The following is a 21,220-nucleotide window of genomic DNA, read 5'->3' on the forward strand; positions in this document are numbered from 1 at the left end:
TGAAATTCATGCAGAGACGCGGACGGCCGCTTCGCCGACCAGCGCCCCGAAAACCGATGCGCCCTGCTCGGCCGGCGCGGCCGCCGCGCGGAACACGCCGAACAGTTCGCGCCCGAAACCAACCTCGTTCTCGGCCTGGTGCAGCGGCTGCGCGACCGGGCGCGCCTGCCACTCGCCGTCGTCGACCTCGATGTCGAGGATGCCGGCTTCCGCGTCGATCACGAGCGTGTCGCCCGTCTTGACCTTTCCGAGCGGGCCGGCCAGCAGCGCTTCCGGCGACACGTGGATCACGGCCGGCACCTTGCCCGACGCACCGGACATGCGGCCGTCGGTCACGAGCGCGACGTGGAAGCCCTGATCCTGCAGCACGCCGAGCAGCGGCGTCAAACGGTGCAACTCGGGCATCCCGTTGGCGCGCGCGCCCTGGAAGCGCACGACCGCGACGAAATCGCGCTTCAGCTCGCCGCGATCGAAGGCCTCCTGCACGGCTTCCTGCGAATCGAATACGATCGCGGGCGCTCTCACCTTGCGGTGCTCGGGCGCGACCGCCGAAATCTTGATCACGCCGCGGCCGAGCCGGCCCTGCATCAGGCGCAGACCGCCGTCCGGCTGGAACGGGTCGCGAATGCCGCGCAGCACCTTGGTGTCGTGGCTCTCGGCCGTGCCGTCGACCCACGTCAGCTTGCCGTCGATCAGCTTCGGCTCCTTCGTGTAATGCGACAGGCCCTTGCCTGCGACGGTCGTCACGTCTTCGTGCAGCAGCCCGCCTTCGAGCAGGTTGCGCACCAGGAACGCGACGCCGCCCGCCGCGTGGAAATGGTTCACGTCGGCCTTGCCGTTCGGGTAGATCTTCGCAAGCAGCGGCACGACCGCCGACAGCTCGTCGAAATCGTTCCAGTCGATCAGGATGCCGGCCGCGCGCGCGATCGCGACGAGGTGCAGCGTGTGGTTGGTCGAGCCGCCCGTCGCGAGCAGCGCGACGATCCCGTTGACGATCGCCTTCTCGTCGATCACATGGCCGATCGGCGTGTACTGGCCGCGTTCGACCGTCAGGTCGAGCACGCGGCGCGCGGCTTCGGCGGTCAGCGCGGTACGCAGCGGCGTGTGCGGATGAACGAACGCCGAACCCGGCAGGTGCAGGCCCATCAGCTCCATCAGCATCTGGTTGCTGTTCGCGGTGCCGTAGAACGTGCAGGTGCCGTGGCCGTGATACGCGGCCGATTCCGCTTCGAGCAGCGCGTCGCGGCCGACCTGGCCGGTCGCGAATTGCTGGCGGATCTTCGCCTTGTCGTCGTTCGACAGGCCGCTCGTCATCGGGCCGGCCGGCACGAAGATGGTCGGCAGGTGGCCGAACTGGAGCGCGCCGATCAGCAGGCCCGGCACGATCTTGTCGCAGATGCCGAGGCAGAGCGCCGCGTCGAACATGTTGTGCGTGAGCGCGATCGCCGTGCCCATCGCGATCGCCTCGCGCGAGAACAGCGACAGCTCCATCCCCGGATTGCCCTGCGTGACGCCGTCGCACATCGCGGGCACGCCGCCCGCGAACTGCGCGACACCGCCGTTCTCGCGTGCGGCGACCTTGATGATGTCAGGGAAGTCCTTGTACGGCGCGTGCGCGGACAGCATCTCGTTGTACGAGGACACGATGCCGATGTTCGGCTCGCGGATCGCCTTGATCTGGAACTTGTCGCTGCCTTCGAGACCCGCGAAGCCGTGCGCGAGGTTCGCGCACGACAATGCGCCACGCGCCGGGAACTTGCCTTGCGCGCCGTCGATGCGCTGCAGATAGGCGGAACGGGTCGATTGGCTGCGGGCGATCACGCGTTCGGTGACTTTCGCCAGGGTGGGGTGCAGCGACGTCATGCTGGGCGCTCCTGTATGCCGGACGACACCGGCGGTTGGAATCGTGGGGACGGTCGAGTGCGTCGACCGAACGAAGCCAGTCTAGTAGAAAAACTACAAGCATGCAATGCGGATCGTCGTATGCGCAACCCTCATTCCCGCCACCAGCAAGGCTTTACCTAGTGAAAACCCTAATCCTGAGCATTTGTCGCCTAGGAAATCGCTGACGATGGAGCTAGCATTTTCATGTAGATTTTCTACAATTCGATTGCGATACACTCGCTCATCCGAACCCGATTTTCATTCGCCGCCCCATGCTGCCTCGCATTGAAGCGATCCGCGCCGACCTGCGCCCGTCCGAGCGCAAGCTCGCCGACTACATTCTCGCCGCGCCGCGCGAGGTGCTCGACCTCGCAATGACCGAGCTGTCGACCCGCGCGGGCGTCAGCCAGCCGACCATCGCGCGCTTCTGCCAGGCGCTCGGCTGCAGCGGCTTTCGCGAATTCAAGATCCGGCTCGCGCAGAGCGTCGCGCCGGGCGTGTCGTCGGTCTATCGTGACGTCGAGCCCGACGAGCCCGCGCCCGGCATCATCGGCAAGGTGTTCGACCGCACGATCGGCGCGCTGATCGAAGTGCGCAACAGCCTGTCGGCCGGCAGCGTCGCCGACGCGATCGCCCTGCTGTCGAACGCGTCGCGCATCGAGTTCTACGGCGCCGGCGGCTCGGGCATCGCCGCGCAGGACATCCAGCACAAGTTCTTTCGGCTCGGCGTGCCGAGCGTCGCGTATTCGGACCCGCACACGTTCTCGATGTCGTCGGCGCTGCTCGGGCCGCACGACGTCGTCGTCGCGATCTCGAATACCGGCCGCACGCGCGATATCGTCGATGCCGCGCGCTCCGCGCTCGCGTGCGGCGCGAAAGTCGTCGCGATCACGCAGAGCCACTCGCCGCTCGCGAAGCTCGCGACGGTGAGCCTCGCATCGAACGTGGCCGAGGAAACGGACGTGTTCTCGCCGATGACGTCGCGGATGTCGCATCTCGCGATCGGCGACATCCTCGCGGTCGGCGTTGCGCTGTCGCGCGGACCCGCGCTCATGGAGCGCGTCGGCCGCGCGAAGGAAGCGATCACGCGCCGCCGGATCGACGACCCGACGAAGGAATGACGCATACGACGCGCAAATGAAAACGGCGCCCCGAAGGGCGCCGTTGCGCGTCGATCGACTGCCGGCATGCGGCCGCCGGAAAGTTCAGAACGGCTTGATCACGACCAGCGCGACCGCCACCAGCATGCCGAGCACCGGCAGCTCGTTGAACACGCGATACCACTTGTCGGTGCGCTTGTTCTCTCCGCGCTCGAACACCCGCAGCAGGTGTCCGCAATACGCGTGGTAGATGACGAGCAGCAGCACCACCGTCACCTTCGCGTGGATCCAGCCCTGCCCCTGGCCGATGCCGATCACGAGCCAGAGCCACAGCCCGCACGCGAGCGCCGGCACGGCGATCATCGTCATGAAGCGGAACAGCTTGCGCGCCATCAGCAGCAGGCGCCGCACCGCGGCCGGATCGGTCTCCATGGCCAGGTTCACATAGATGCGCGGCAGGTAGAACAACCCCGCGAACCACGCGGCGATCAGAACGATGTGGAACGTCTTGACCCAGAGCATTGCCATCGGTTGTGCGCCTCGCGTTACTGACGGCCTTCGCCGTGCCCGAGCACGACGTACTTCAGCGACGTGAGCCCTTCCAGGCCGACGGGGCCGCGTGCGTGCAGCTTGTCGTTCGAGATGCCGATTTCCGCGCCGAGGCCGAATTCGAAGCCGTCCGCGAAGCGCGTCGACGCATTGACCATCACGCTGGCCGAGTCGACTTCGCGCAGGAAGCGCATCGCGCGGTCGTGATCCTCGGTGACGATCGCATCGGTGTGGTGCGAGCCGTAATGGTTGATGTGCTCGATCGCCGCGTCGAGGCCGTCGACGACCTTGATCGCGAGCACCGGCGCGAGATATTCGGTGTGCCAGTCTTCGTCGGTGGCGTCGACGAGCGGCCCGATGCCCGCCTCGGCGAGCACCGCGCGCGCGGCCGGATCGACGCGCAGCTCGACCTGCTTGTCGCGATACAGCTTGCCGAGCGGCGGCAACAGCGTCGCCGCGATGCCGCTCGAAACGAGCAACGTTTCCATCGTGTTGCAGGTGCCGTAGCGGTGCGTCTTCGCGTTGTCGCACACCGTCAGCGCCTTGGCGAGATCGGCACGATCGTCGACGTACACGTGGCAGATACCATCGAGGTGCTTGATCATCGGCACACGTGCCTCGTTGATCAGGCGCTCGATCAGGCTCTTGCCGCCGCGCGGCACGATCACGTCGACGTATTCGGTCATCGTGATCAGCTTGCCGACCGCCGCGCGATCGGCTGTCGCGACGACCTGCACGGCATCCTGCGGCAGGCCGGCCGCCTCGAGCCCTTCGCCGATCAGCTTCGCGAGCGCCGCGTTCGATTCGAGCGCCTCGGAGCCGCCGCGCAGGATCGTCGCGTTACCCGACTTCAGGCACAGCGCGGCCGCGTCAATCGTCACGTTCGGGCGCGACTCGTAGATGATGCCGATCACGCCGAGCGGCACGCGCATCTGGCCGACCTGGATCCCGCTCGGGCGGTACTTGAGATTGCCGATCTCGCCGATCGGATCGGCCAGCGACGCAACCTGGCGCAGGCCTTCGACCATCGTCTTCAGCGCCTTGTCCGACAGCGTCAGGCGGTCGATGAACGCCGCATCGAGCCCCTTTTCACGGGCACGGGCGACGTCGCGTGCATTCGCATCCTTCAGCGCCTGCGCGTCGCGCTCGATCGCGCGGGCCACGGCGTCGAGCGCCGCGTTCTTCGCGGCCGTGCTGGCGCGCGCCATCGCGCGGGAAGCGTGCCGGGCACGGCGGCCCAGGTCCGTCATGTACTGGTCGATATCCATCGTGTGACTCGAAAAGCGAGCCGCTTGGCGCGGCGTGAATTCGTGGGAAGCGTGGAGCGCGGCGGCAAGCGGGCCGCGCCAGCTATCGGAACATTGTAAGCGGGTTGCGATGCGTGCGCTGAAGGCCCGGACGGGGCTTAACGACGCACGCGACCCGCGGTCGGCGGTCGCTCGCCGCGCGCGCCCGCTACCGTCATCGCGAGCTGGAACAGGCCGTCCCACGGATCGGGCGGTGGATCGTCCTGCGTGCGGCGGCCCGGTGCGACGGCCGACAGCCCCTTCACCTGCCGGTCGAGCTTCGCGGCGAACGCGAGCGCCTTCTCGAGAACCGCTTCCGACACGCGATTCAGCGCAGGGCCGATCAGCCGTTCGCGCGGCCCCCATACGCGGTTCTCGCGCAGCAGCGTGGCGAGCGGCTTGCCGGCCGTCGCCCCGCGCTTGATCCGCAACAGCGTGCGCAATTCCTCGACGACGGCCCACATCACGAGCACGATCGCCTCGCCCTCGCCCTTCAACCCGTCGATCATCCGCGCGAGCCGTGCTGCGTCGCCCGCGAGCATCGCCTCATTCAGCTTGAAGACGTCGTAGCGCGCGACGTTCAACACCGCGTCGTGCACCTGCTCGAACGACAGCACGCCCTGCGGATAGAGCAGCCCAAGCTTCTGGATTTCCTGGTGCGCGGCGAGCAGGTTGCCCTCGACGCGCTCCGCGATGAACTGCAGCGCGCGCCGGCCATCGTCGCCGGCCGCGACGCGCTGGCCCTGCATCGACAGACGCTGGCCGATCCAGTTCGGCAGTTGCGCGCGGTCGACCGGATCGATCTTCAGCGCGACGCCGCCGTTCTGCAGCGCGGTAAACCACGCGGATTTCTGCGTGGCCGCATCGAGACGCGGCAACGTGACGAGCATCAGCGCGTCGGGATTGGGCGTGGCCGCGAGCGTCTTGAGCGCGTCGGCGCCTTCCTTGCCGGGCTTGCCCGACGGAATGCGCAACTCGATCAGCTGACGCTCGCCGAACAGCGACATCGCCTGGGTCGCGCCGAGCAGCACGCTCCAGTCGAAGCCGCGCTCGACCGTGTGCACCGAACGTTCGGTGAAGCCGGCCGCGCGCGCAGCCGCACGAATGCGGTCGCACGCTTCCTGCGCGAGCAGCGGCTCGTCGCCGTAGACGGTGTAGAGTCCGGCCATCCCCTTCGCGAGGTGCGGCTCCAGCGCATCAAGTCGCAATTGCATCGGTGCGTGCGCCGTCGATCAGAGCGGCGGTGGCGGCAGGGGCGCGCCCGGCGCGACGCCCGGCACCACGTCCTCCGGCGCCGGCGTCAGCGAGTGGACGATCGCGAGACGCCGCATCAGCTGGTCGACCGCGTCGTTCTGCATGTCCGCGTACAGGATGTCGGCTTCCTGCGCCTTCGCGTTCGTGTACTGGTCGCTGTACGTCATCGCGCGGTTCAGCGCGATCGCGCTCGGCGGGATCAGCACAGTGCCGTCCTTGCTCGTCAGCGTGTAGTTCAGCGTATAGAACAGCGCGTATTCCTGCGCCGACCCATACTTGTTGAGCGTCAGCGTGTTCTGCCCCCGCGACTCCCACATGCGCAGCACGGCGTCGGCGTCGTCCGCCGACTTGACGATCTTCGTGTCGCTGCCGGCCTCGACGAGACGCGTCAGCCGCGCCTCGACGGGCGCGGGCGCGCCGGCCACCAGCAGGTGCTTGAACGCATAGTCCTGCTGGCCGCGCAGCTGGAAGCCGCATGCCGACAGCGCGACCGCGCTGCCGACGAGCATCAAAAACGATCTGCGGATCACCTTCGCTCCTTCTGGGTACGTCAGACGGCCGGCGGCCGTCAGACGACGATGTTCACGAGGCGGCCCGGCACGACGACGATCTTCTTCGCCGGCTTGCCGTCGCTGAACTTCGCGAACGCGTCGTCAGCCACCGCCGCTGCTTCGATCGCCTCGCGGCTCGCGTCCTTCGCGACCTTCAGCGCGCCGCGCACCTTGCCGTTCACCTGCAGCACGAGTTCGATCTCGGCCTGCTCGAGCGCGGCCTCGTCGACCTTCGGCCACGGTGCATCGAGCAGCGGGCCGAATTCGTCCGCGTAGCCGAGCGCCTTCCACAGCTCGAACGTGACGTGCGGCACGACCGGATACAGCACGCGCAGCAGCACGCCGTACGTTTCGCGCAGCACGCCGGGCGTCGCGCCCTTCGCGCCGTCGATCGCGTTCAGCATCTTCATCGCGGCCGACACGACCGTGTTGTATTGCAGACGCTGGTAGTCGAAATCAGCCTGCTTCAGCACGCTGTAGATCTCGCGGCGCAGTGCCTTGTCGGCGTCGCCGAGCGCGGCCGCGTCGAAGCCCGCACGCGCGGCGAGCGCTTCACGATTCGTCGCGCCGAAGCTCCACACGCGGCGCAGGAAGCGGCTCGCGCCCTCGACGCCCGCGCCCGACCACTCGAGCTGCTGCTCGGGCGGTGCGGCGAACATCGTGAACAGGCGCGCGGTATCGGCGCCGTACTGGTCGATCAACACCTGCGGATCGACGCCGTTGTTCTTCGACTTCGACATCTTCTCGATGCCGCCGAGCACGACCGGCTGGCCGTCGGTGTTCAGCGTCGCGCCGACCGGGCGGCCCTTGTCGTCGTGCGTGACCGTCACGTCGGCCGGGTTGTACCAGGTCTTCTTGCCCGCCGCGTCTTCGCGGTAGAACGTCTCGTTCAGCACCATGCCCTGCGTCAGCAGGTTCTTCGCCGGCTCGCCGAACTTCACGAGGCCGAGGTCGCGCATCACCTTGGTCCAGAAGCGCGAATACAGCAGGTGCAGGATCGCATGCTCGATGCCGCCGATGTACTGATCCATCGGCATCCAGTAATCGGTGCGCGCGTCGACCATCGTCTCGGCGTCCGGCGCCGTGTAGCGCGAGAAGTACCACGACGAATCGACGAACGTGTCCATCGTGTCGGTTTCGCGCTTCGCGGCCGCGCCGCACTTCGGGCACGTGCAGTTCAGGAACGCTTCCGACTTCGCGAGCGGGTTGCCCGAGCCGTCCGGCACGAGGTCTTCCGGCAGTACGACCGGCAGGTCCTGCTCCGGCACCGGCACGTCGCCGCACGACGGGCAATGGATGATCGGGATCGGCGTGCCCCAGTAGCGCTGGCGCGACACGCCCCAGTCGCGCAGGCGCCACGTGACCTGCTTGTCGCCGAAGCCGCCGGCCTTCAGGTCGGCCGCGATCGCATCGACCGCCGCGCCATATGCCAGGCCGTCGTACTTGCCGCTGTTGACGCAGACCGCGACTTCCTTGTCGCCGTACCACTCCTGCCATGCGTCGAGCGAGTACGTCTGGCCTTCGGCCGCGATCACCTGCTTGATCGGCAGGTCGTATTTCTTCGCGAACGCGAAGTCGCGCTCGTCGTGTGCCGGCACGCCCATCACCGCGCCTTCGCCGTAGCTCATCAGCACGTAGTTGCCGATCCACACCTCGACGGGTTCGCCCGTCAGCGGATGCGTGACCGAGAAGCCCGTCGCGACGCCCTTCTTCTCCATCGTCGCGACGTCGGCCTCGGCGACGCCGCCGCGCTTGCATTCGTCGATGAACGCCTGCAGTTCCGGCTTGCCCTGCGCAAGGCGCGTGGCGAGCGGATGCTCGGCCGCGATCGCGCAGAACGTGACGCCCATGATCGTGTCGGCACGCGTCGTGAACACGCGCAGCAGCTTCTTTTCGCCGTCGAGTTCGTACGGGAAGCCGAAGTTCACGCCGAAACTCTTGCCGATCCAGTTCTGCTGCATGATCTTCACGCGCTCGGGCCAGCCGAGGCCGTCGAGATCGTTCAGCAGCTCATCCGCGTACTGCGTGATCCGCAGGTAGTACATCGGGATCTCGCGCTTTTCGACGAGCGCGCCCGAGCGCCAGCCGCGGCCGTCGATCACCTGCTCGTTCGCGAGCACGGTCTGGTCGACCGGGTCCCAGTTCACGGTGCCCGTCTTCTTGTACGCGATGCCCTTCTCGAGCATCTTGAGGAACAGCCACTGGTTCCATTTGTAGTAGTCGGGCTTGCACGTCGCGATCTCGCGCGACCAGTCGATCGCGAGGCCCATCGACTGCATCTGGCCCTTCATGTAGTCGATGTTGTCGTAGGTCCACTTCGCGGGCGGCACGCCGTTCGCCATCGCGGCGTTCTCGGCCGGCATCCCGAACGCATCCCAGCCCATCGGCATCAGCGTGTTGTAGCCGTTCATCCGCAGATAGCGGTACATCACGTCGTTGATCGTGTAGTTGCGCACGTGACCCATGTGCAGCTTGCCGGACGGGTACGGCAGCATCGACACGCAGTAGAACTTCGGCTTCTGCGAGTCTTCCTTCGTCTTGTAGGCATCGGCTGCGCGCCAGTCGCCCTGGGCGGCGGCTTCGACGTCGGCGGGTACGTATCTCTCGTGCATGGCGTGGTTCGGACTAGGCTTTAAGCGGCGCGCCACGAGGCGGGCACGCGGAAGTGGACGAAATCGGGCAGCCCGGCGGCGGGAGCAGGCTCACGGTTCTCGGGCCTGCCTCATGGTTCCGGATATTCGCCGGGTAACCCGGAGGGTCTCCAGGTTACCCGGCGAAACCCTGCCAACCGGGCGGAAACAACGATTATACCGTCCGTGGCGGGCGGGACGGCCGGTCTCGCGGGCCGGCCATGCATTCTTGCCCGCCCCCGGCGCGCGGGCGGGCTGCGCGTCAGCGTGCCGCGCCCGTGGCCGCCGGTGCGGCGGCACCCGTCGGCGGCACGTCGGTGACGAAGCCGATCCGCGTGAGGCCCGCGGCCTGCGCGGCGCCCATCACCTGCGCGATCACCTCGTAGCGGGTCGCGCGCGATGCGCGCAGCCGCAACTCGGGCGGCGCGGCGCCCGCGGCGGCGGCCCGGAAGCGCGCCGGCAGCGCGTCGAGTGCGACGGGCGCGTCGTCCCAGTAGAGTTTGCCGGCGTCGTCGATCGACAGCGTGACCGACTGCGGCGTGTCGCGCGCGACGCTGGCCGCGACCTTCGGCAGGTCGAGCCGGATCGCGTGCGTCATCAGCGGCGCGGTGATGATGAAGATGACGAGCAGCACGAGCATCACGTCGATCAGCGGCGTCATGTTGATCTCCGCCATCGGCGCGGACGTCTTGTGGTGCTCCAGTCCGCCGAATGCCATGGTCGCTCCCCCGGAATACGCGCGTCAGGCTTCCTGCGCGCACACGAACACATGCAGGTCGCGCGCGAAGCCGTCGAGTTCCTCGGCGAGCTGGCGCACGAGCCGCCCGAGAATGTTGTAGGCGAGCACTGCGGGGATCGCGACGACCAGCCCGAACGCGGTCATGATCAGCGCCTCGCCGACCGGCCCCGCGACGTTCTCGATCTGCGCCTGCCCGCTCGCGGCGATGCTGCCGAGCGCGTGATAGATGCCCCATACGGTGCCGAGCAGGCCGACGAACGGCGCGGTGCTGCCGATCGACGCGAGCAGCACCTGACCGAATTCGAGACGGCGCTGCGAGCGCAGCATCGCGTGACGCAGCGCGCGCAGCACGCGTTCGCTGCGCTCGACACGCGCGGCGAGCGCGGCCGGATCATGTTCGTCGGCCGCATCGCGCGCCGCTTCGGCGAGCGGTACGAACACGCGCTCGCGATCGGCACCGGCGAGCGCGGCGATGCCCGCGTCGAGCGACGCCGCGCGCCAGAACGAGGCGAGCGCCCGCGGCCCCTGGCGCTTCGCGCGGACCAGCAGCCAGGCTTTCATGAGGAGGAAGCACCAGCTGGCGACGGACATCGCCAGCAGCACGTAGGCGACGGCGTGCGTGATCGCATCGCCGCTTTCGAGGTAGTGGACAACGCCGGTGGGAATCGCCATCGGAGTTTCCCCGTGAGGGTCAGCGCAGGCCGAGCACGTCCTGCATGTCGAACAGGCCGGCGCCGCGCGCCGACAGGAAGCGGACCGCACGCAGCGCGCCCTGCGCGTACGATACGCGGCTCGACGACTTGTGCGTGATCTCGATCCGTTCGCCGATCCCGGCGAACAGCACGGTGTGATCGCCGACGATGTCGCCGCCGCGCACGGCCGCAAAGCCGATCGTCGACGGATCGCGTTCGCCCGTCACGCCCTGGCGGCCGTACACCGCGCATTCGTCGAGCGAGCGCCCGAGCGCGCCGGCAACGGCCTCGCCCATCATCAGCGCGGTGCCCGACGGCGCGTCGACCTTGTGACGGTGGTGCGCCTCGATGATCTCGATGTCGTAGCCGTGCGAGAAATGCTTTGCCGCGAATTCGAGCAGCTTCAGCGTGACGTTCACGCCGACGCTCATGTTCGCCGCGAACACGATGCCGATCTTGCCTGCCGCGGCCTGCAGCTCGGCCTTCTGCTCGGCGGTGAAGCCGGTCGTGCCGATCACGAGCTTCACGTCGTGGCGCAGCGCGGCCGCGACGTGCGCGATCGTGCCTTCCGGCCGCGTGAAGTCGATCAGGTAGTCGGCCTGCGCGAATACGGCGTCGAGGTCGTTGGTCAGCTTGATCCCGGTTTCCTTGCCGAGGAACGCGCCCGCGTCCTGACCGAGGAACGGCGAATCGGCGCGGTCGAGCGCGCCGACGAGCTGCGCGTCGGAATCGTTGAGAACGGCTTCGATCAGCATCCGGCCCATACGGCCCGATGCACCGGCAATCGCAATCTTCATGGCTTTCTACACGACAGGTCTAAAGGCGGGCGGCACATGCCGCCCTGTTTCCGCTCGCCGGCCGCTTACTGCGACTGGGCCGGCGCGGTGAGCGGCTGGTTTTGCAGGTTGTCCGAACCCCGCGGGCCGACCGGCGGCGACGCCTCGCTCGACACGTTCGGCTGCGGCGGGCGATGGAACTGGAATTGCGGCTGGATCGCCGGCGCGGCGCCCGGCGGCTGGCCGCCCGGCACCGGCGCGCCGCCCGAAGCCTGCGCGGACGGCGTGAAGCGGCGGGCGGTCGTGCCCTGCCCCGATACCTGGTTGGTCGCGCGGTTCGCCGCGCGCGCCGCCTGGGCGTTGGCATCCTGGTCGACCGCCACGCCGGAAACCGGCTCGGCGGATGCGGTCGCGGCCGCCTGCGCGGCGCTCGCGGCAGCAGCGGCTTCGGACGCCTTCTTCGCCGCGGCCGCGGCCTTCGCCTTCTTGCCGCCGCGATCGCCGTCGATATCGGCCAGCAGGTCGAGTTCGGAAGGCAGGTTCTCGGCACCCGTCCAGCTCGCGAGGCGATCGCCCGAGAACGTCAGCACGAGGTCGCGCTGCTGGACGATCGACGTCGAGCCGCGCTTGAAGTAAAAGAGGTAATCCCAGCGGTCGGCATGAAACATGTCCGACAGCAGCGGCGTGCCGAGCAGCGCGCGGACCTGCTCGCGCGTCATTCCGGCCTGCAGCTGCGCGGCCTTCTCCTGCGACACGAAGTTGCCCTGCACGACAGTGATCCGATAGGGCGTGATGCTCTGCGCGATGCGCTGCGTCACGCTGTCGTACGACGAACAACCAGCCAGCGCGGCAACGGCGGCGGCAGCGATGATGGCACTCCGCATGCGACTCCTCTGAAGGTGCGAAAGAGATTCCGGGAACATTTCCGTCACCGTGCAGGCCCGCGTCGCGGGCCGCGCGTGTTTCTGGAACGGCGAAAAGCCGGTAACATTGAAGCCCTGCATTGTACTCTAGGGATGCCTAGCCATGACCAATCCAACGGATCTCAAGAATATCGGGCTAAAGGCCACCCTACCGCGCCTCAAGATTCTCGAGATCTTCCAGCAAAGCCCGGTGCGTCACCTGACGGCCGAAGACGTCTACCGCAATCTGCTCAACGAGCAGCTCGACATCGGGCTCGCCACCGTTTATCGCGTGCTGACGCAGTTCGAGCAGGCCGGCCTGCTCACGCGCAGCAACTTCGAATCCGGCAAGGCCGTGTTCGAACTGAACGAAGGCTCGCACCACGATCACCTCGTCTGCCTCGATTGCGGCCGCGTCGAGGAATTCTTCGATGCCGAGATCGAAGGCCGCCAGCAGGCGATCGCGAAGGAACGCGGCTTCCGGCTCCAGGAACACTCGCTCGCGATGTACGGCTCCTGCACGACCGAGAACTGCCCGCACCGCAAGCACTGATCCGCACGCATCACGCCTGCGCCACGGCCCGGCCGGCATCTCGCCGCCCGGGCCGTGTTGTTTTCGGGATCGGAATGGAAAAGGCCCGCACGTTGCGCGCGGGCCGGTTCGGGAAAGTTTCCAATTGTGAGCGGCGAGCCATGCCGCCGCCGCACGGTGCGCGATGCTCGACGCCCGATGCCACCTTCGCCGCGCGTCAGGCCGCGCTCGCGCACGCCGGCGCGAACTCGAGCGCCCACGCGCCGTCGAGCGGAATCTCGTCGCAGTTCGGCTGCGGGCCGCCGCGGTCGACGATCACGAAGTCGCTGACCGCGTCGAGCGCAAGCAGCGGATGGTGCCAGACGCCCTTCGCGTAGTTCACGCCCTGCCAGCCTTCGGCGAGAAACGCGCGCATCGCGTCGGGCCGGAACTCGCCGGCCGGCGCGACGACGATCGCGTAGCGCGACACGGCCGCGAGCGGAATGAACGCCTGGCTGCCGTGAGGATGGCGCTCCATCAGCGTGATCGCGACCGGCAGCGCGCGCGGCTGCGCGCGAAACACGCTGACGAGCGGCCGACCGCCGTCCGCGCAGACGTCGATCGTCGCGAGATCGTGGAAGCGCTCGGTCGTGCCGCCGTTGATCGGGAAGTGCCGCGCGCCTTCGAGCGCGATCACGTCGCCGAACGGCGCAAACGCCTCGCGGGTCAGGCGCTCGACGCGCAGGATGTGTGGTCCGCTCATGCCGATGCCTCCTTCAAGCCGGCTCGCCCCACAGACGCAGGCGCGACACGCCGCCGTCCGGGAAGATGTTGAAACGCACGTGCGTGACGGGGCCGAGTGCCGCGAGCTGGTCGAACGTATGCACGTGGTCCATCTGCAGCTTCTGCTCGCCGAGCAGCTCGGCCCAGAACATCGACTGCGTGACGAGCGAATCGTCGGTGCCACCCACGACCCGCGCGGCCTGCAGCGAACAGCGGTCGGGGAAGTTGCCCTTGAAGAACGCCGTATCGACCTCGACGCGCCGGATGATGCCCGGCCGCGCCAGCGCGACGATCGCCCAGTCGTTGCCGGGCTCGCGGCGGCGCCGCGTTTCCCAGCCGTCGCCCATGTTCGCGCCGCGCCCCGGCATCAGCATCTGCGAGGCCGCGCCGAAGTGCTGGTTGTTCGCGGCCACCAGGTAGCCGCCGTTCTCGATCGCCGCGAGATCGACGAGCTCGCCGGCCGGCACGTGGCGCCAGTCGCGCTGCGGCTGGCCGTACACGCGCAGCCGCGCGAGCCCGCCGTCCGGATACAAGTTCACGCGCAGGTGCGTGACCGGCTGCGCATCGTCAACGCTCACGTAGTGGTGCGAATTGCCCTGCAGCGTCGTCGCTGGGACGATCGTGCGCCATTCGGCGTCGTCCGGCGGCGTGTCCCCGTCCACCGCGCATGCCTCGATCGACGCCGCCGGCGGGAAATTGCCGGTGAAGTGGCTCGTATCGAGATCGACGCCGTGAATCACGCCCGGCCGCGCGAGCCGGACCACGCAGAAGTCGTGGCCGGTGGTGCGCTTGCGGCGCGTTTCCCAGCCGTCCATCCACTTGCCGTGGTCGTCGTACTTGCCGGGAATGAAGACGGCCGGCTCGGGATTCAGCATGCGCTCCTTCGGCGCGAAGAATTCGTCGCTGGCGAAAAGCGCCTGTGCACCCAGGCGCGGGTCGGCGAGGTTCATGTAGCGCCGCGTGAAGGCCGGCGCGTTCGGATCGAGGATGGGGGCTGCCATGTCGTCTCCATTATCTTGATGAGGGCCGGCGCGTCGTGGCGCCGGCCGCAGGGAATTCGTTCGCGCGAAGCGGCCGGGGAAGCCGCTTCGCGCGAGGGCGCTCAGAGCGCGTGGGCCTGGTCGCCGGCGACCGGTGCGGCGCTCGCCTGTTCGTCGGCCACGTAGCGCAGTTCGCGGTTCAGCACGCGCGTCGCGCGGGCCCGGTCGATGTCGTTCTCCCACACGGCGACGACCACCGTCGCGACGCAGTTGCCGATCAGGTTGGTCAGCGCGCGGGCGATGCCGACGAACCAGTCGACCGGCAGGATCAGCACGAGGCCGAGCACCGGAATCGCAGGAATCGCCGACAGCGTCGCCGCGAGGATCACGATCGCCGAACCCGGAATCCCGTGCGCGCCCTTCGACGTGACGAGCGACACCAGCAGCACGACGATCAGGTCATGCGTGGACAGCGGCGTATTGGTGGCCTGCGCGATGAACAGCACGGCGAGCGTCAGGTAGATCGAGAAGCCATCGAGGTTGAACGAATAGCCGGTCGGGATCACCAGGCCGACCGTCGAATCCTTGATGCCCATGTATTCGAGCTTGCTCATCACCTGCGGCAGCACCGCGTCCGACGACGCCGTGCCGAGCACGATCGACAGTTCCTCGCGCAGGTAGCGGATCAGCTTGAACACCGAGAAGCCCGCGATGCGCATCACGATGCCGAGCACGACCGTGACGAACACGATGCAGCTCAGGTAGAACACCGCGACGAGGTAGCCGAGCTGCTTGAGCGACGCGACGCCGTACTTGCCGGTCGTGAACGCGATCGCGCCGAGCACGCCGAGCGGCGCGAGCTTGATGATGAAGCCGATGATGCGGAAGAACACGTGCGACAGCTCCTCGATCAGGCTGTTCACGCGCTGCGCCTTGTCGCCGAGCAGCGACAGCGCCGAGCCGAACAGCACCGCGAACACGAGGATCTGCAGGATGTCGCCCTTCGCGAACGCGTCGATCGCGGTCTCGGGGATGATCTTCATCAGGTAGCCGGCCGTGTCCTTCAGGCTTTCGGCGTTCTTCGCGTACGACGAGAGCGAGGCCGCGTCGAGCGAGTGCAGGTCGATGTTCATCCCGACGCCCGGGCGCGTCAGCCACGCGAGGACGAGTCCGATGCCGAGCGCGATCGTCGTCATCACCTCGAAGTAGACGACCGCCTTCAGGCCGACCCGACCGACCTTCTTCAGGTCGCCCGCATTGGCCATCCCGCTGACCACGACGCAGAACACGATCGGGCCGATGACCATCTTGATGAGCTTCAGGAAGCCGTCGCCGAGCGGTCGCAGCGACTCGGCGAAATGCGGGAAGAACGCGCCGAGCGCGACCCCCAGGATTAATGCGACGACTACCCGGCCAAACAGCGAATTGAGGAATTTCGACACGGCGCTCTCCCGATCCAACGGTTGCAGTTTCGTCTGTTCATACTGGTAAGACCAGTGATGTTATGGTGGATAGTAGGAAGCCGATATAGTCGCGTCAAGGCCGAACAAAATAGGGATTTCCCGCCCATGCGGGGGCGGATCGTGACTTTCCCGTAGGCCGGTCATGCACCGCGCGCAGGCGGATTACAATGCCGGTCAGACCGGCCATCGTTCACATCATGAAAAACGTTCCGCACACCGTGACCGACGCCGCCATCGCGACGATCCGCGACCGGATCGAGGCAGGCGTGTATCCGGTCGGCAGCCTGCTGCCGGCCCAGCGCCAGCTCTCCGAGGAGCTGGAGATCAGCCGCGCGTCGCTGCGCGAGGCGCTCTCCACGCTCGAGGCGCTCGGGATGCTGCGCATCCGCGCCGGCAAGGGCGTGTATGTCGAAAGCGCCCAGGCGACGGCCGCCCATCCGTGGCAATTCGCCGAGCAGTCGTCGCCGCCCGACACGTACCAGATGCGCTATGCGCTCGAAGGATTCGCCGCGCGGATGGCCGCGCACGTCGTCACCGACGACGACATCGCATGGTTCGAGGACAACCTCGCCGACCTGCACGTCGCGCTGACCGACAGCGCACTCGACGAAGCGTCGCGGCTCGACTTCGACTTCCACATGCGGATCATCCATCTCGCGGGCAACGCGGCGATCGAGTCGGTGCTGCGCAGCAGCGCGGACATCATGAAGGAAAGCCAGCGCATGCCGTTCTACCGGCGCGAGCTGCTGCTGTCGACATGGCACGAGCACCGCGCGATCGTCGACGCACTGATCGCCCGCGATGCGGCCGCGGCCGGTACGGCGATCGAGACGCACATCGAGAACGCCGCGCAACGCGCGGGCATCTTCTTCCCGACGCCGGGCACCTGACGCGGCCGTCGGCCGGCGGTCCCGGCCGCCGCGGCAGCTCATTCTCCGGTCGTGCCCGGTCATCCCCGCCGAAGGATCGCGATACGCGAGCGCGCGCGTGACGCGCATGGACCTCGCCGAATTCGGTGAGCTGCACCGCGCGGCAAGTCACGCAGTCGCCCGCTTTCGCGCCGGCCAATGAAACAGGCACGCTCCGCAAATCGCGGGCGCGCCTTTTCTGCATGCGCGCCGTCGCGCCATCAGCGGGCGATCATGCCCCCTCGTGCGTGAAATCGATCAGCACCTTCATCGCACGCTGCCGGTCACCGGCCAGCTCGAACGCGCGGTTCGCGTCGCGCATCGGGAACACGCCCGTCACGGCCGGGCGCAAGTCGACGCGCTGCGCATTGATCAGCTGCACCGCGAGCGCGAATTCCGCATGGAAGCGGAATGAACCGCATATCGACAGTTCCTTCGCGACCACGACGTTCTGCGGCAGGCTGACATCGCCGCCGAGCCCGAGCTGCACGACGACGCCGCGCGGCCGCATCACGTCGAGGCCGTCGCGCAATGCGCGCTGATTGCCCGAACACTCGATCATCACGTCGAACGTCCCCTTGTCGGCACCGTAGCGCGCGACCCAGCCGGTGTCCGTCGACGCGTTGATCGCGTGATCCGCGCCGAGCGCGCGGGCAACCTCGAGCGGCGCATCGACCACGTCGGTCGCGACGATCTCCGCCGCCCCATGCATGCGCGCCGCCGCGACCGCCAGCACGCCGATGGGCCCGCACCCCGACACGAGCACGCGGCGGCCGATCAGCGGGCCCGCGCGCGACACCGCATGAAGCCCGACCGCGAACGGCTCGGCGAGCGCCGCGAGTGACAGCGGCACATGGTCCGCCACCTTCACGCACTGCGCGGCATCGCACACGAGCGCGTTGCGAAATGCGCCCTGCACGTGCGGCATGCGCATCGCGCTGCCATAGAAGCGCATGTCGAGACACTGGTTCGGAAGCCCTTCCAGGCAGTAGCGGCACGCGCCGCACGGGCGGCTCGGATTCACCGCGACGCGATCGCCGACCGTCACCGACGTCACGTCCGGCGCAACGGCCGCCACCGTGCCGGCCACTTCATGGCCGAGCACCATCGGCTGCTGCAGCCGGATCGCGCCGAAGCCGCCGTGCCGAAAGTAATGGAGGTCTGAGCCGCAGATGCCGCCCATTGCGACATCGACGCGCACCTGGCCCGGGCCGATCTCGCCCGCGTCCTGCTCTTCGAGCCGCAGGTCGTTCGGACCGTGGATCACGAGACACATGCAACGCATACGCATGACGTTCTCCTATACGGCGCTGGTCAGGCCGCCGTCGACGAACAGCGTCTGGCCGTTCACGAAATCGGATGCGGCCGATGCGAGGAAGATCGCGGCGCCGCACAGCTCGTCGACGCGTCCCCAGCGGCCGGCCGGCGTGCGCTTGCAGAGCCATTCTGAGAACGCCGCGTCGTCGACCAGCGCGCGGTTCAGCTCCGTCTCGAAATAGCCTGGCGCGAGGCCGTTCGCCTGGATGCCGTGACGCGCCCAGTCGGCGCACATCCCTTTCGTCAGCATCCGCACCGCGCCCTTCGTCGCCGCATACGGCGCGATCGTCGGCCGCGCAAGCTCGCTCTGCACCGAGCAGATGTTGATGATTTTGCCGCGGCCGCGCGCGATCATGTGGCGCGCCACCGCCTGCGCGACGTTGAACACGCCGTCGAGATTCACGCGCATCAGCGCGTGCCAGTCGTCCGGCTCGAATGCATCGAGCGGCGCGCGGCGCTGGATGCCCGCGTTGTTCACGAGGATGTCGATCGCGCCGACGCGCGCCTCGAAATCGTCGATCGCCGCACGCACCTGCGCATGCTCGGCGACGTCGAACACCGCGTAATCGGCCGCGAAGCCTTCCTCGCGGAAATGGTGCGCGAGCGTCGCGGCCTTCTCCTCATTGCGATCGTTGATCACGATCGCCGCGCCGGCCTCCGCGAGCCCGCGGGCGAGTGTCAGCCCGATCCCGCGTCCGGAACCCGTGATCAGTGCGCGGCGGCCGTCCAGCCGGAACCGGTCAAGCGCGTTGCTCATGCATGTCTCCTCGTGCCATCGAGCCGACCGCCGGTCGCGGCCGGTCTCGCGATGAGCGTATCTTCGGCGCTCGGCCGGGGCCGCGCCAATGGTCTTTTTTGATCCGGTTATCATGAAATCCGATCACCGTCCGCTGCCGCCCGCCCACCATGGAACTCAAGCAATTGCGCGCCTTCGTCACGCTCGCTGAAGAGCTGCATTTCGGGCGCGCCGCGCAGCGCCTGTTCATCGTGCAGTCCGCGCTGAGCATGCAGATCAAGGCGCTCGAGGAAGATCTGGGCACACGCCTGTTCGAGCGCGACCGCCACAAGGTCGAACTCAGCGATACCGGACGCGTGTTCCTGCCCGAGGCGCGGGCGACGCTGCAGCAAGCCGCACGTGCGGAGCAGATGGCGCGGCTGTCGAGCCGCGGCGAGATCGGCACGCTGCGCATCGCGTTCGTGTCGTCCGTGCTGCCGGCGCTGTTGCCGGCCGTGCTGCGCACGATGCGCGAGCGCTATCCGCTGATCGCGCTCGAATTGAAGGATCTGCCGACGCCAGACCAGATCGCCGCACTGCGCGACCGGCGCATCGATTTCGGAATGATCCGGCTGCCGGCCGCGTATGCGGGAATCGACACGCGCGTGGTGCTCGAGGAAGGCTTCGTCGTCGCGCTGCCGCTCGACCATCCGCTTGCCGCGCACGAGACGATCACGCCGGCCGCGTTGCGCGGACAGCCCGCGTTCGTGCTCGCGCGCCGCTACGCGCCCGGCTTTCACGACGACATGCTGCTCGCGCTGAGCCGCGCGGGCACGACGCTCGAGATCGCGCAGGAGTTCGGGGAATTCACGACGATGCTCGCGCTCGTCGCGGCCGGGATGGGGATCGGGCTCATGCCGGCGGAAGCCGCGAGCGCGTTGCCGCCGAACGTGCTCGCGCGGCCGCTCGACCTGGCCGGGCACCGGACCGGAATCGGGCTCGCGTGGACCGACCTCGACAGCCCGCTGAAGCGCGCGTTCGTCGACGCGCTCGAACATGTGACGGCGAACGCCGGGCAATAAAAAGCCCGGCCGGAAAAACCGGGCCGGGCTCGTTCGCCACGCCGGCCGCCTTGCGGCGGCCGCGCGACGTGCGGGATTACTTCGCGTTCGCGAACGCGACAGCCGTATCCAGCATGCGGTTCGAGAAACCCCACTCGTTGTCGTACCAGCTCGACACCTTGACGAGGCGGCCCGACACCTTGGTCAGCGTCGCGTCGAACGTCGACGAAGCCGGGTTGTGGTTGAAGTCGATCGACACCAGCGGCGCGTCGTTGTAGCCGAGGATGCCCTTCAGCGCGCCTTCCGATGCTTCCTTCATGATCGCGTTGACTTCCTCGACCGTCGTGTCACGCTTCGCGATGAACGACAGGTCGACGATCGACACGTTGATCGTCGGGACGCGGATCGCGTAGCCGTCGAGCTTGCCGTTCAGTTCCGGCAGCACGAGGCCGACGGCGGACGCAGCGCCCGTCTTCGTCGGGATCTGGCTGTGGGTGGCCGAACGCGCGCGGCGCAGGTCTTCGTGGTACACGTCCGTCAGCACCTGGTCGTTCGTGTACGCGTGGATCGTCGTCATCAGGCCGGTTTCGAGGCCGATCTTGTCGTTCAGCGGCTTGACGAGCGGCGCGAGGCAGTTCGTCGTGCACGATGCGTTCGAGATGACGGTGTGCTCGGCCTTCAGCACGTCGTGGTTCACGCCGTAGACGATCGTCGCGTCGACGTCCTTGCCGCCCGGCGCCGAGATGATCACCTTCTTCGCGCCGCCCTTCAGGTGCGCGCTCGCCTTTTCCTTCGTCGTGAAGAAGCCCGTGCATTCCATCACGACGTCGACGCCCAGCTCGCCCCACGGCAGTTCGGCCGGGTTGCGGTTCGCCAGCACGCGGATCTTGTCGCCGTTCACGACGAGGTAGTCGCCGTCGACCGACACTTCGCCCGGGAACTTGCCGTGCGCGGTGTCGTACTGGGTCAGGTGCGCGTTGGTCTTCGCATCGCCCAGGTCGTTGATCGCGACGATCTCGAGATCGTGCTTCTTGCCGTTTTCATAAAACGCGCGCAGCGTGTTGCGGCCGATACGGCCGTAGCCGTTGATTGCGACGCGAATCGTCATGGTCTATCTCC

At 67.8% G+C, this 21,220-nt stretch carries 20 protein-coding genes; 4 read left to right on the forward strand and 16 right to left on the reverse strand.

Annotation, left to right across the window (positions count from 1 at the left end; translation table 11 throughout):
• Nucleotides 1-6 precede the first annotated feature (6 nt).
• The gene (gene edd / locus BTE28158_RS15930; RefSeq protein WP_151050967.1) at nucleotides 7-1,863 is read right to left on the reverse strand and encodes a phosphogluconate dehydratase; all 1,857 of its coding nucleotides are present in this window, start codon (nucleotides 1,861-1,863) and stop codon (nucleotides 7-9) included.
• Nucleotides 1,864-2,156: 293 nt separating this feature from the next.
• On the opposite strand from edd, the gene BTE28158_RS15935 reads away from it, so the two are divergent.
• Nucleotides 2,157-3,005, forward strand: a complete 849-nt coding sequence (locus tag BTE28158_RS15935; RefSeq protein WP_059608236.1) for a MurR/RpiR family transcriptional regulator — start codon at nucleotides 2,157-2,159, stop codon at nucleotides 3,003-3,005.
• 84 nt (nucleotides 3,006-3,089) lie between these two features.
• On the opposite strand, the gene BTE28158_RS15940 is transcribed toward BTE28158_RS15935, so the two are convergent.
• The 9 genes from BTE28158_RS15940 to BTE28158_RS15980 form a co-directional block, all read right to left on the reverse strand.
• Nucleotides 3,090-3,512: a CopD family protein gene (locus BTE28158_RS15940; RefSeq protein WP_108064730.1), complete on the reverse strand. Its 423-nt coding sequence runs from the start codon at nucleotides 3,510-3,512 to the stop codon at nucleotides 3,090-3,092.
• 17 nt (nucleotides 3,513-3,529) lie between these two features.
• A complete protein-coding gene (locus BTE28158_RS15945) occupies nucleotides 3,530-4,801 on the reverse strand; it encodes a glutamate-5-semialdehyde dehydrogenase (RefSeq protein ID WP_124624826.1) in 1,272 nt (423 codons plus the stop codon).
• A gap of 137 nt (nucleotides 4,802-4,938) precedes the next feature.
• Complete coding sequence (gene holA, locus BTE28158_RS15950; protein WP_059608234.1) at nucleotides 4,939-6,033, reverse strand: DNA polymerase III subunit delta; 1,095 nt, start codon at nucleotides 6,031-6,033, stop codon at nucleotides 4,939-4,941.
• 18 nt (nucleotides 6,034-6,051) lie between these two features.
• Entirely contained in the window at nucleotides 6,052-6,603 is a 552-nt protein-coding gene (locus tag BTE28158_RS15955; protein WP_059608233.1) for an LPS-assembly lipoprotein LptE, read from the reverse strand.
• 38 nt (nucleotides 6,604-6,641) lie between these two features.
• The gene (gene leuS / locus BTE28158_RS15960) at nucleotides 6,642-9,236 is read right to left on the reverse strand and encodes a leucine--tRNA ligase (protein WP_124903758.1); all 2,595 of its coding nucleotides are present in this window, start codon (nucleotides 9,234-9,236) and stop codon (nucleotides 6,642-6,644) included.
• 280 nt (nucleotides 9,237-9,516) lie between these two features.
• A complete protein-coding gene (locus BTE28158_RS15965) occupies nucleotides 9,517-9,972 on the reverse strand; it encodes an ExbD/TolR family protein (protein ID WP_124903760.1) in 456 nt (151 codons plus the stop codon).
• Nucleotides 9,973-9,996: 24 nt separating this feature from the next.
• Nucleotides 9,997-10,665, reverse strand: coding sequence for a MotA/TolQ/ExbB proton channel family protein (locus BTE28158_RS15970; protein WP_059682572.1), 669 nt, complete (start codon nucleotides 10,663-10,665; stop codon nucleotides 9,997-9,999).
• 19 nt (nucleotides 10,666-10,684) lie between these two features.
• Nucleotides 10,685-11,482, reverse strand: coding sequence for a 4-hydroxy-tetrahydrodipicolinate reductase (dapB, locus tag BTE28158_RS15975; RefSeq protein ID WP_151052657.1), 798 nt, complete (start codon nucleotides 11,480-11,482; stop codon nucleotides 10,685-10,687).
• A 65-nt stretch (nucleotides 11,483-11,547) separates the two neighbouring features.
• A complete protein-coding gene (locus BTE28158_RS15980) occupies nucleotides 11,548-12,345 on the reverse strand; it encodes an outer membrane protein assembly factor BamE (RefSeq protein ID WP_059608228.1) in 798 nt (265 codons plus the stop codon).
• 142 nt (nucleotides 12,346-12,487) lie between these two features.
• On the opposite strand from BTE28158_RS15980, the gene fur reads away from it, so the two are divergent.
• Nucleotides 12,488-12,916, forward strand: a complete 429-nt coding sequence (gene fur / locus BTE28158_RS15985) for a ferric iron uptake transcriptional regulator (RefSeq protein WP_011350926.1) — start codon at nucleotides 12,488-12,490, stop codon at nucleotides 12,914-12,916.
• A 196-nt stretch (nucleotides 12,917-13,112) separates the two neighbouring features.
• On the opposite strand, the gene BTE28158_RS15990 is transcribed toward fur, so the two are convergent.
• The 3 genes from BTE28158_RS15990 to BTE28158_RS16000 form a co-directional block, all read right to left on the reverse strand.
• Nucleotides 13,113-13,637: an ureidoglycolate lyase gene (locus BTE28158_RS15990; protein WP_151051287.1), complete on the reverse strand. Its 525-nt coding sequence runs from the start codon at nucleotides 13,635-13,637 to the stop codon at nucleotides 13,113-13,115.
• Nucleotides 13,638-13,650: 13 nt separating this feature from the next.
• Nucleotides 13,651-14,658 carry an allantoicase gene (gene alc / locus BTE28158_RS15995; RefSeq protein ID WP_151051289.1) on the reverse strand — a complete coding sequence of 336 codons (1,008 nt, stop codon included), beginning with the start codon at nucleotides 14,656-14,658 and terminating at the stop codon, nucleotides 13,651-13,653.
• Between the two features lie 101 nt (nucleotides 14,659-14,759).
• Nucleotides 14,760-16,079, reverse strand: a complete 1,320-nt coding sequence (locus BTE28158_RS16000) for a C4-dicarboxylate transporter DctA (protein WP_124624817.1) — start codon at nucleotides 16,077-16,079, stop codon at nucleotides 14,760-14,762.
• 188 nt (nucleotides 16,080-16,267) lie between these two features.
• Between BTE28158_RS16000 and BTE28158_RS16005 the strand changes: the two genes are divergently transcribed.
• Nucleotides 16,268-16,990: a FadR/GntR family transcriptional regulator gene (locus BTE28158_RS16005; RefSeq protein ID WP_174919958.1), complete on the forward strand. Its 723-nt coding sequence runs from the start codon at nucleotides 16,268-16,270 to the stop codon at nucleotides 16,988-16,990.
• 250 nt (nucleotides 16,991-17,240) lie between these two features.
• Here BTE28158_RS16005 and BTE28158_RS16010 read toward each other — a convergent pair whose 3' ends face one another.
• Both BTE28158_RS16010 and BTE28158_RS16015 read right to left on the reverse strand, forming a co-directional pair.
• The gene (locus BTE28158_RS16010) at nucleotides 17,241-18,299 is read right to left on the reverse strand and encodes an L-idonate 5-dehydrogenase (protein ID WP_151051291.1); all 1,059 of its coding nucleotides are present in this window, start codon (nucleotides 18,297-18,299) and stop codon (nucleotides 17,241-17,243) included.
• Between the two features lie 9 nt (nucleotides 18,300-18,308).
• Nucleotides 18,309-19,082, reverse strand: a complete 774-nt coding sequence (locus BTE28158_RS16015) for an SDR family NAD(P)-dependent oxidoreductase (RefSeq protein WP_059608222.1) — start codon at nucleotides 19,080-19,082, stop codon at nucleotides 18,309-18,311.
• 149 nt (nucleotides 19,083-19,231) lie between these two features.
• On the opposite strand from BTE28158_RS16015, the gene BTE28158_RS16020 reads away from it, so the two are divergent.
• A complete protein-coding gene (locus BTE28158_RS16020; protein WP_151051293.1) occupies nucleotides 19,232-20,122 on the forward strand; it encodes a LysR family transcriptional regulator in 891 nt (296 codons plus the stop codon).
• Nucleotides 20,123-20,198: 76 nt separating this feature from the next.
• On the opposite strand, the gene gap is transcribed toward BTE28158_RS16020, so the two are convergent.
• Nucleotides 20,199-21,209, reverse strand: a complete 1,011-nt coding sequence (gap, locus tag BTE28158_RS16025) for a type I glyceraldehyde-3-phosphate dehydrogenase (protein WP_006485712.1) — start codon at nucleotides 21,207-21,209, stop codon at nucleotides 20,199-20,201.
• Between the last annotated feature and the right edge of the window lie 11 nt (nucleotides 21,210-21,220).

This window comes from Burkholderia diffusa (genome assembly GCF_902499115.1).
Classification (GTDB): Bacteria; Pseudomonadota; Gammaproteobacteria; order Burkholderiales; family Burkholderiaceae; genus Burkholderia; species Burkholderia diffusa.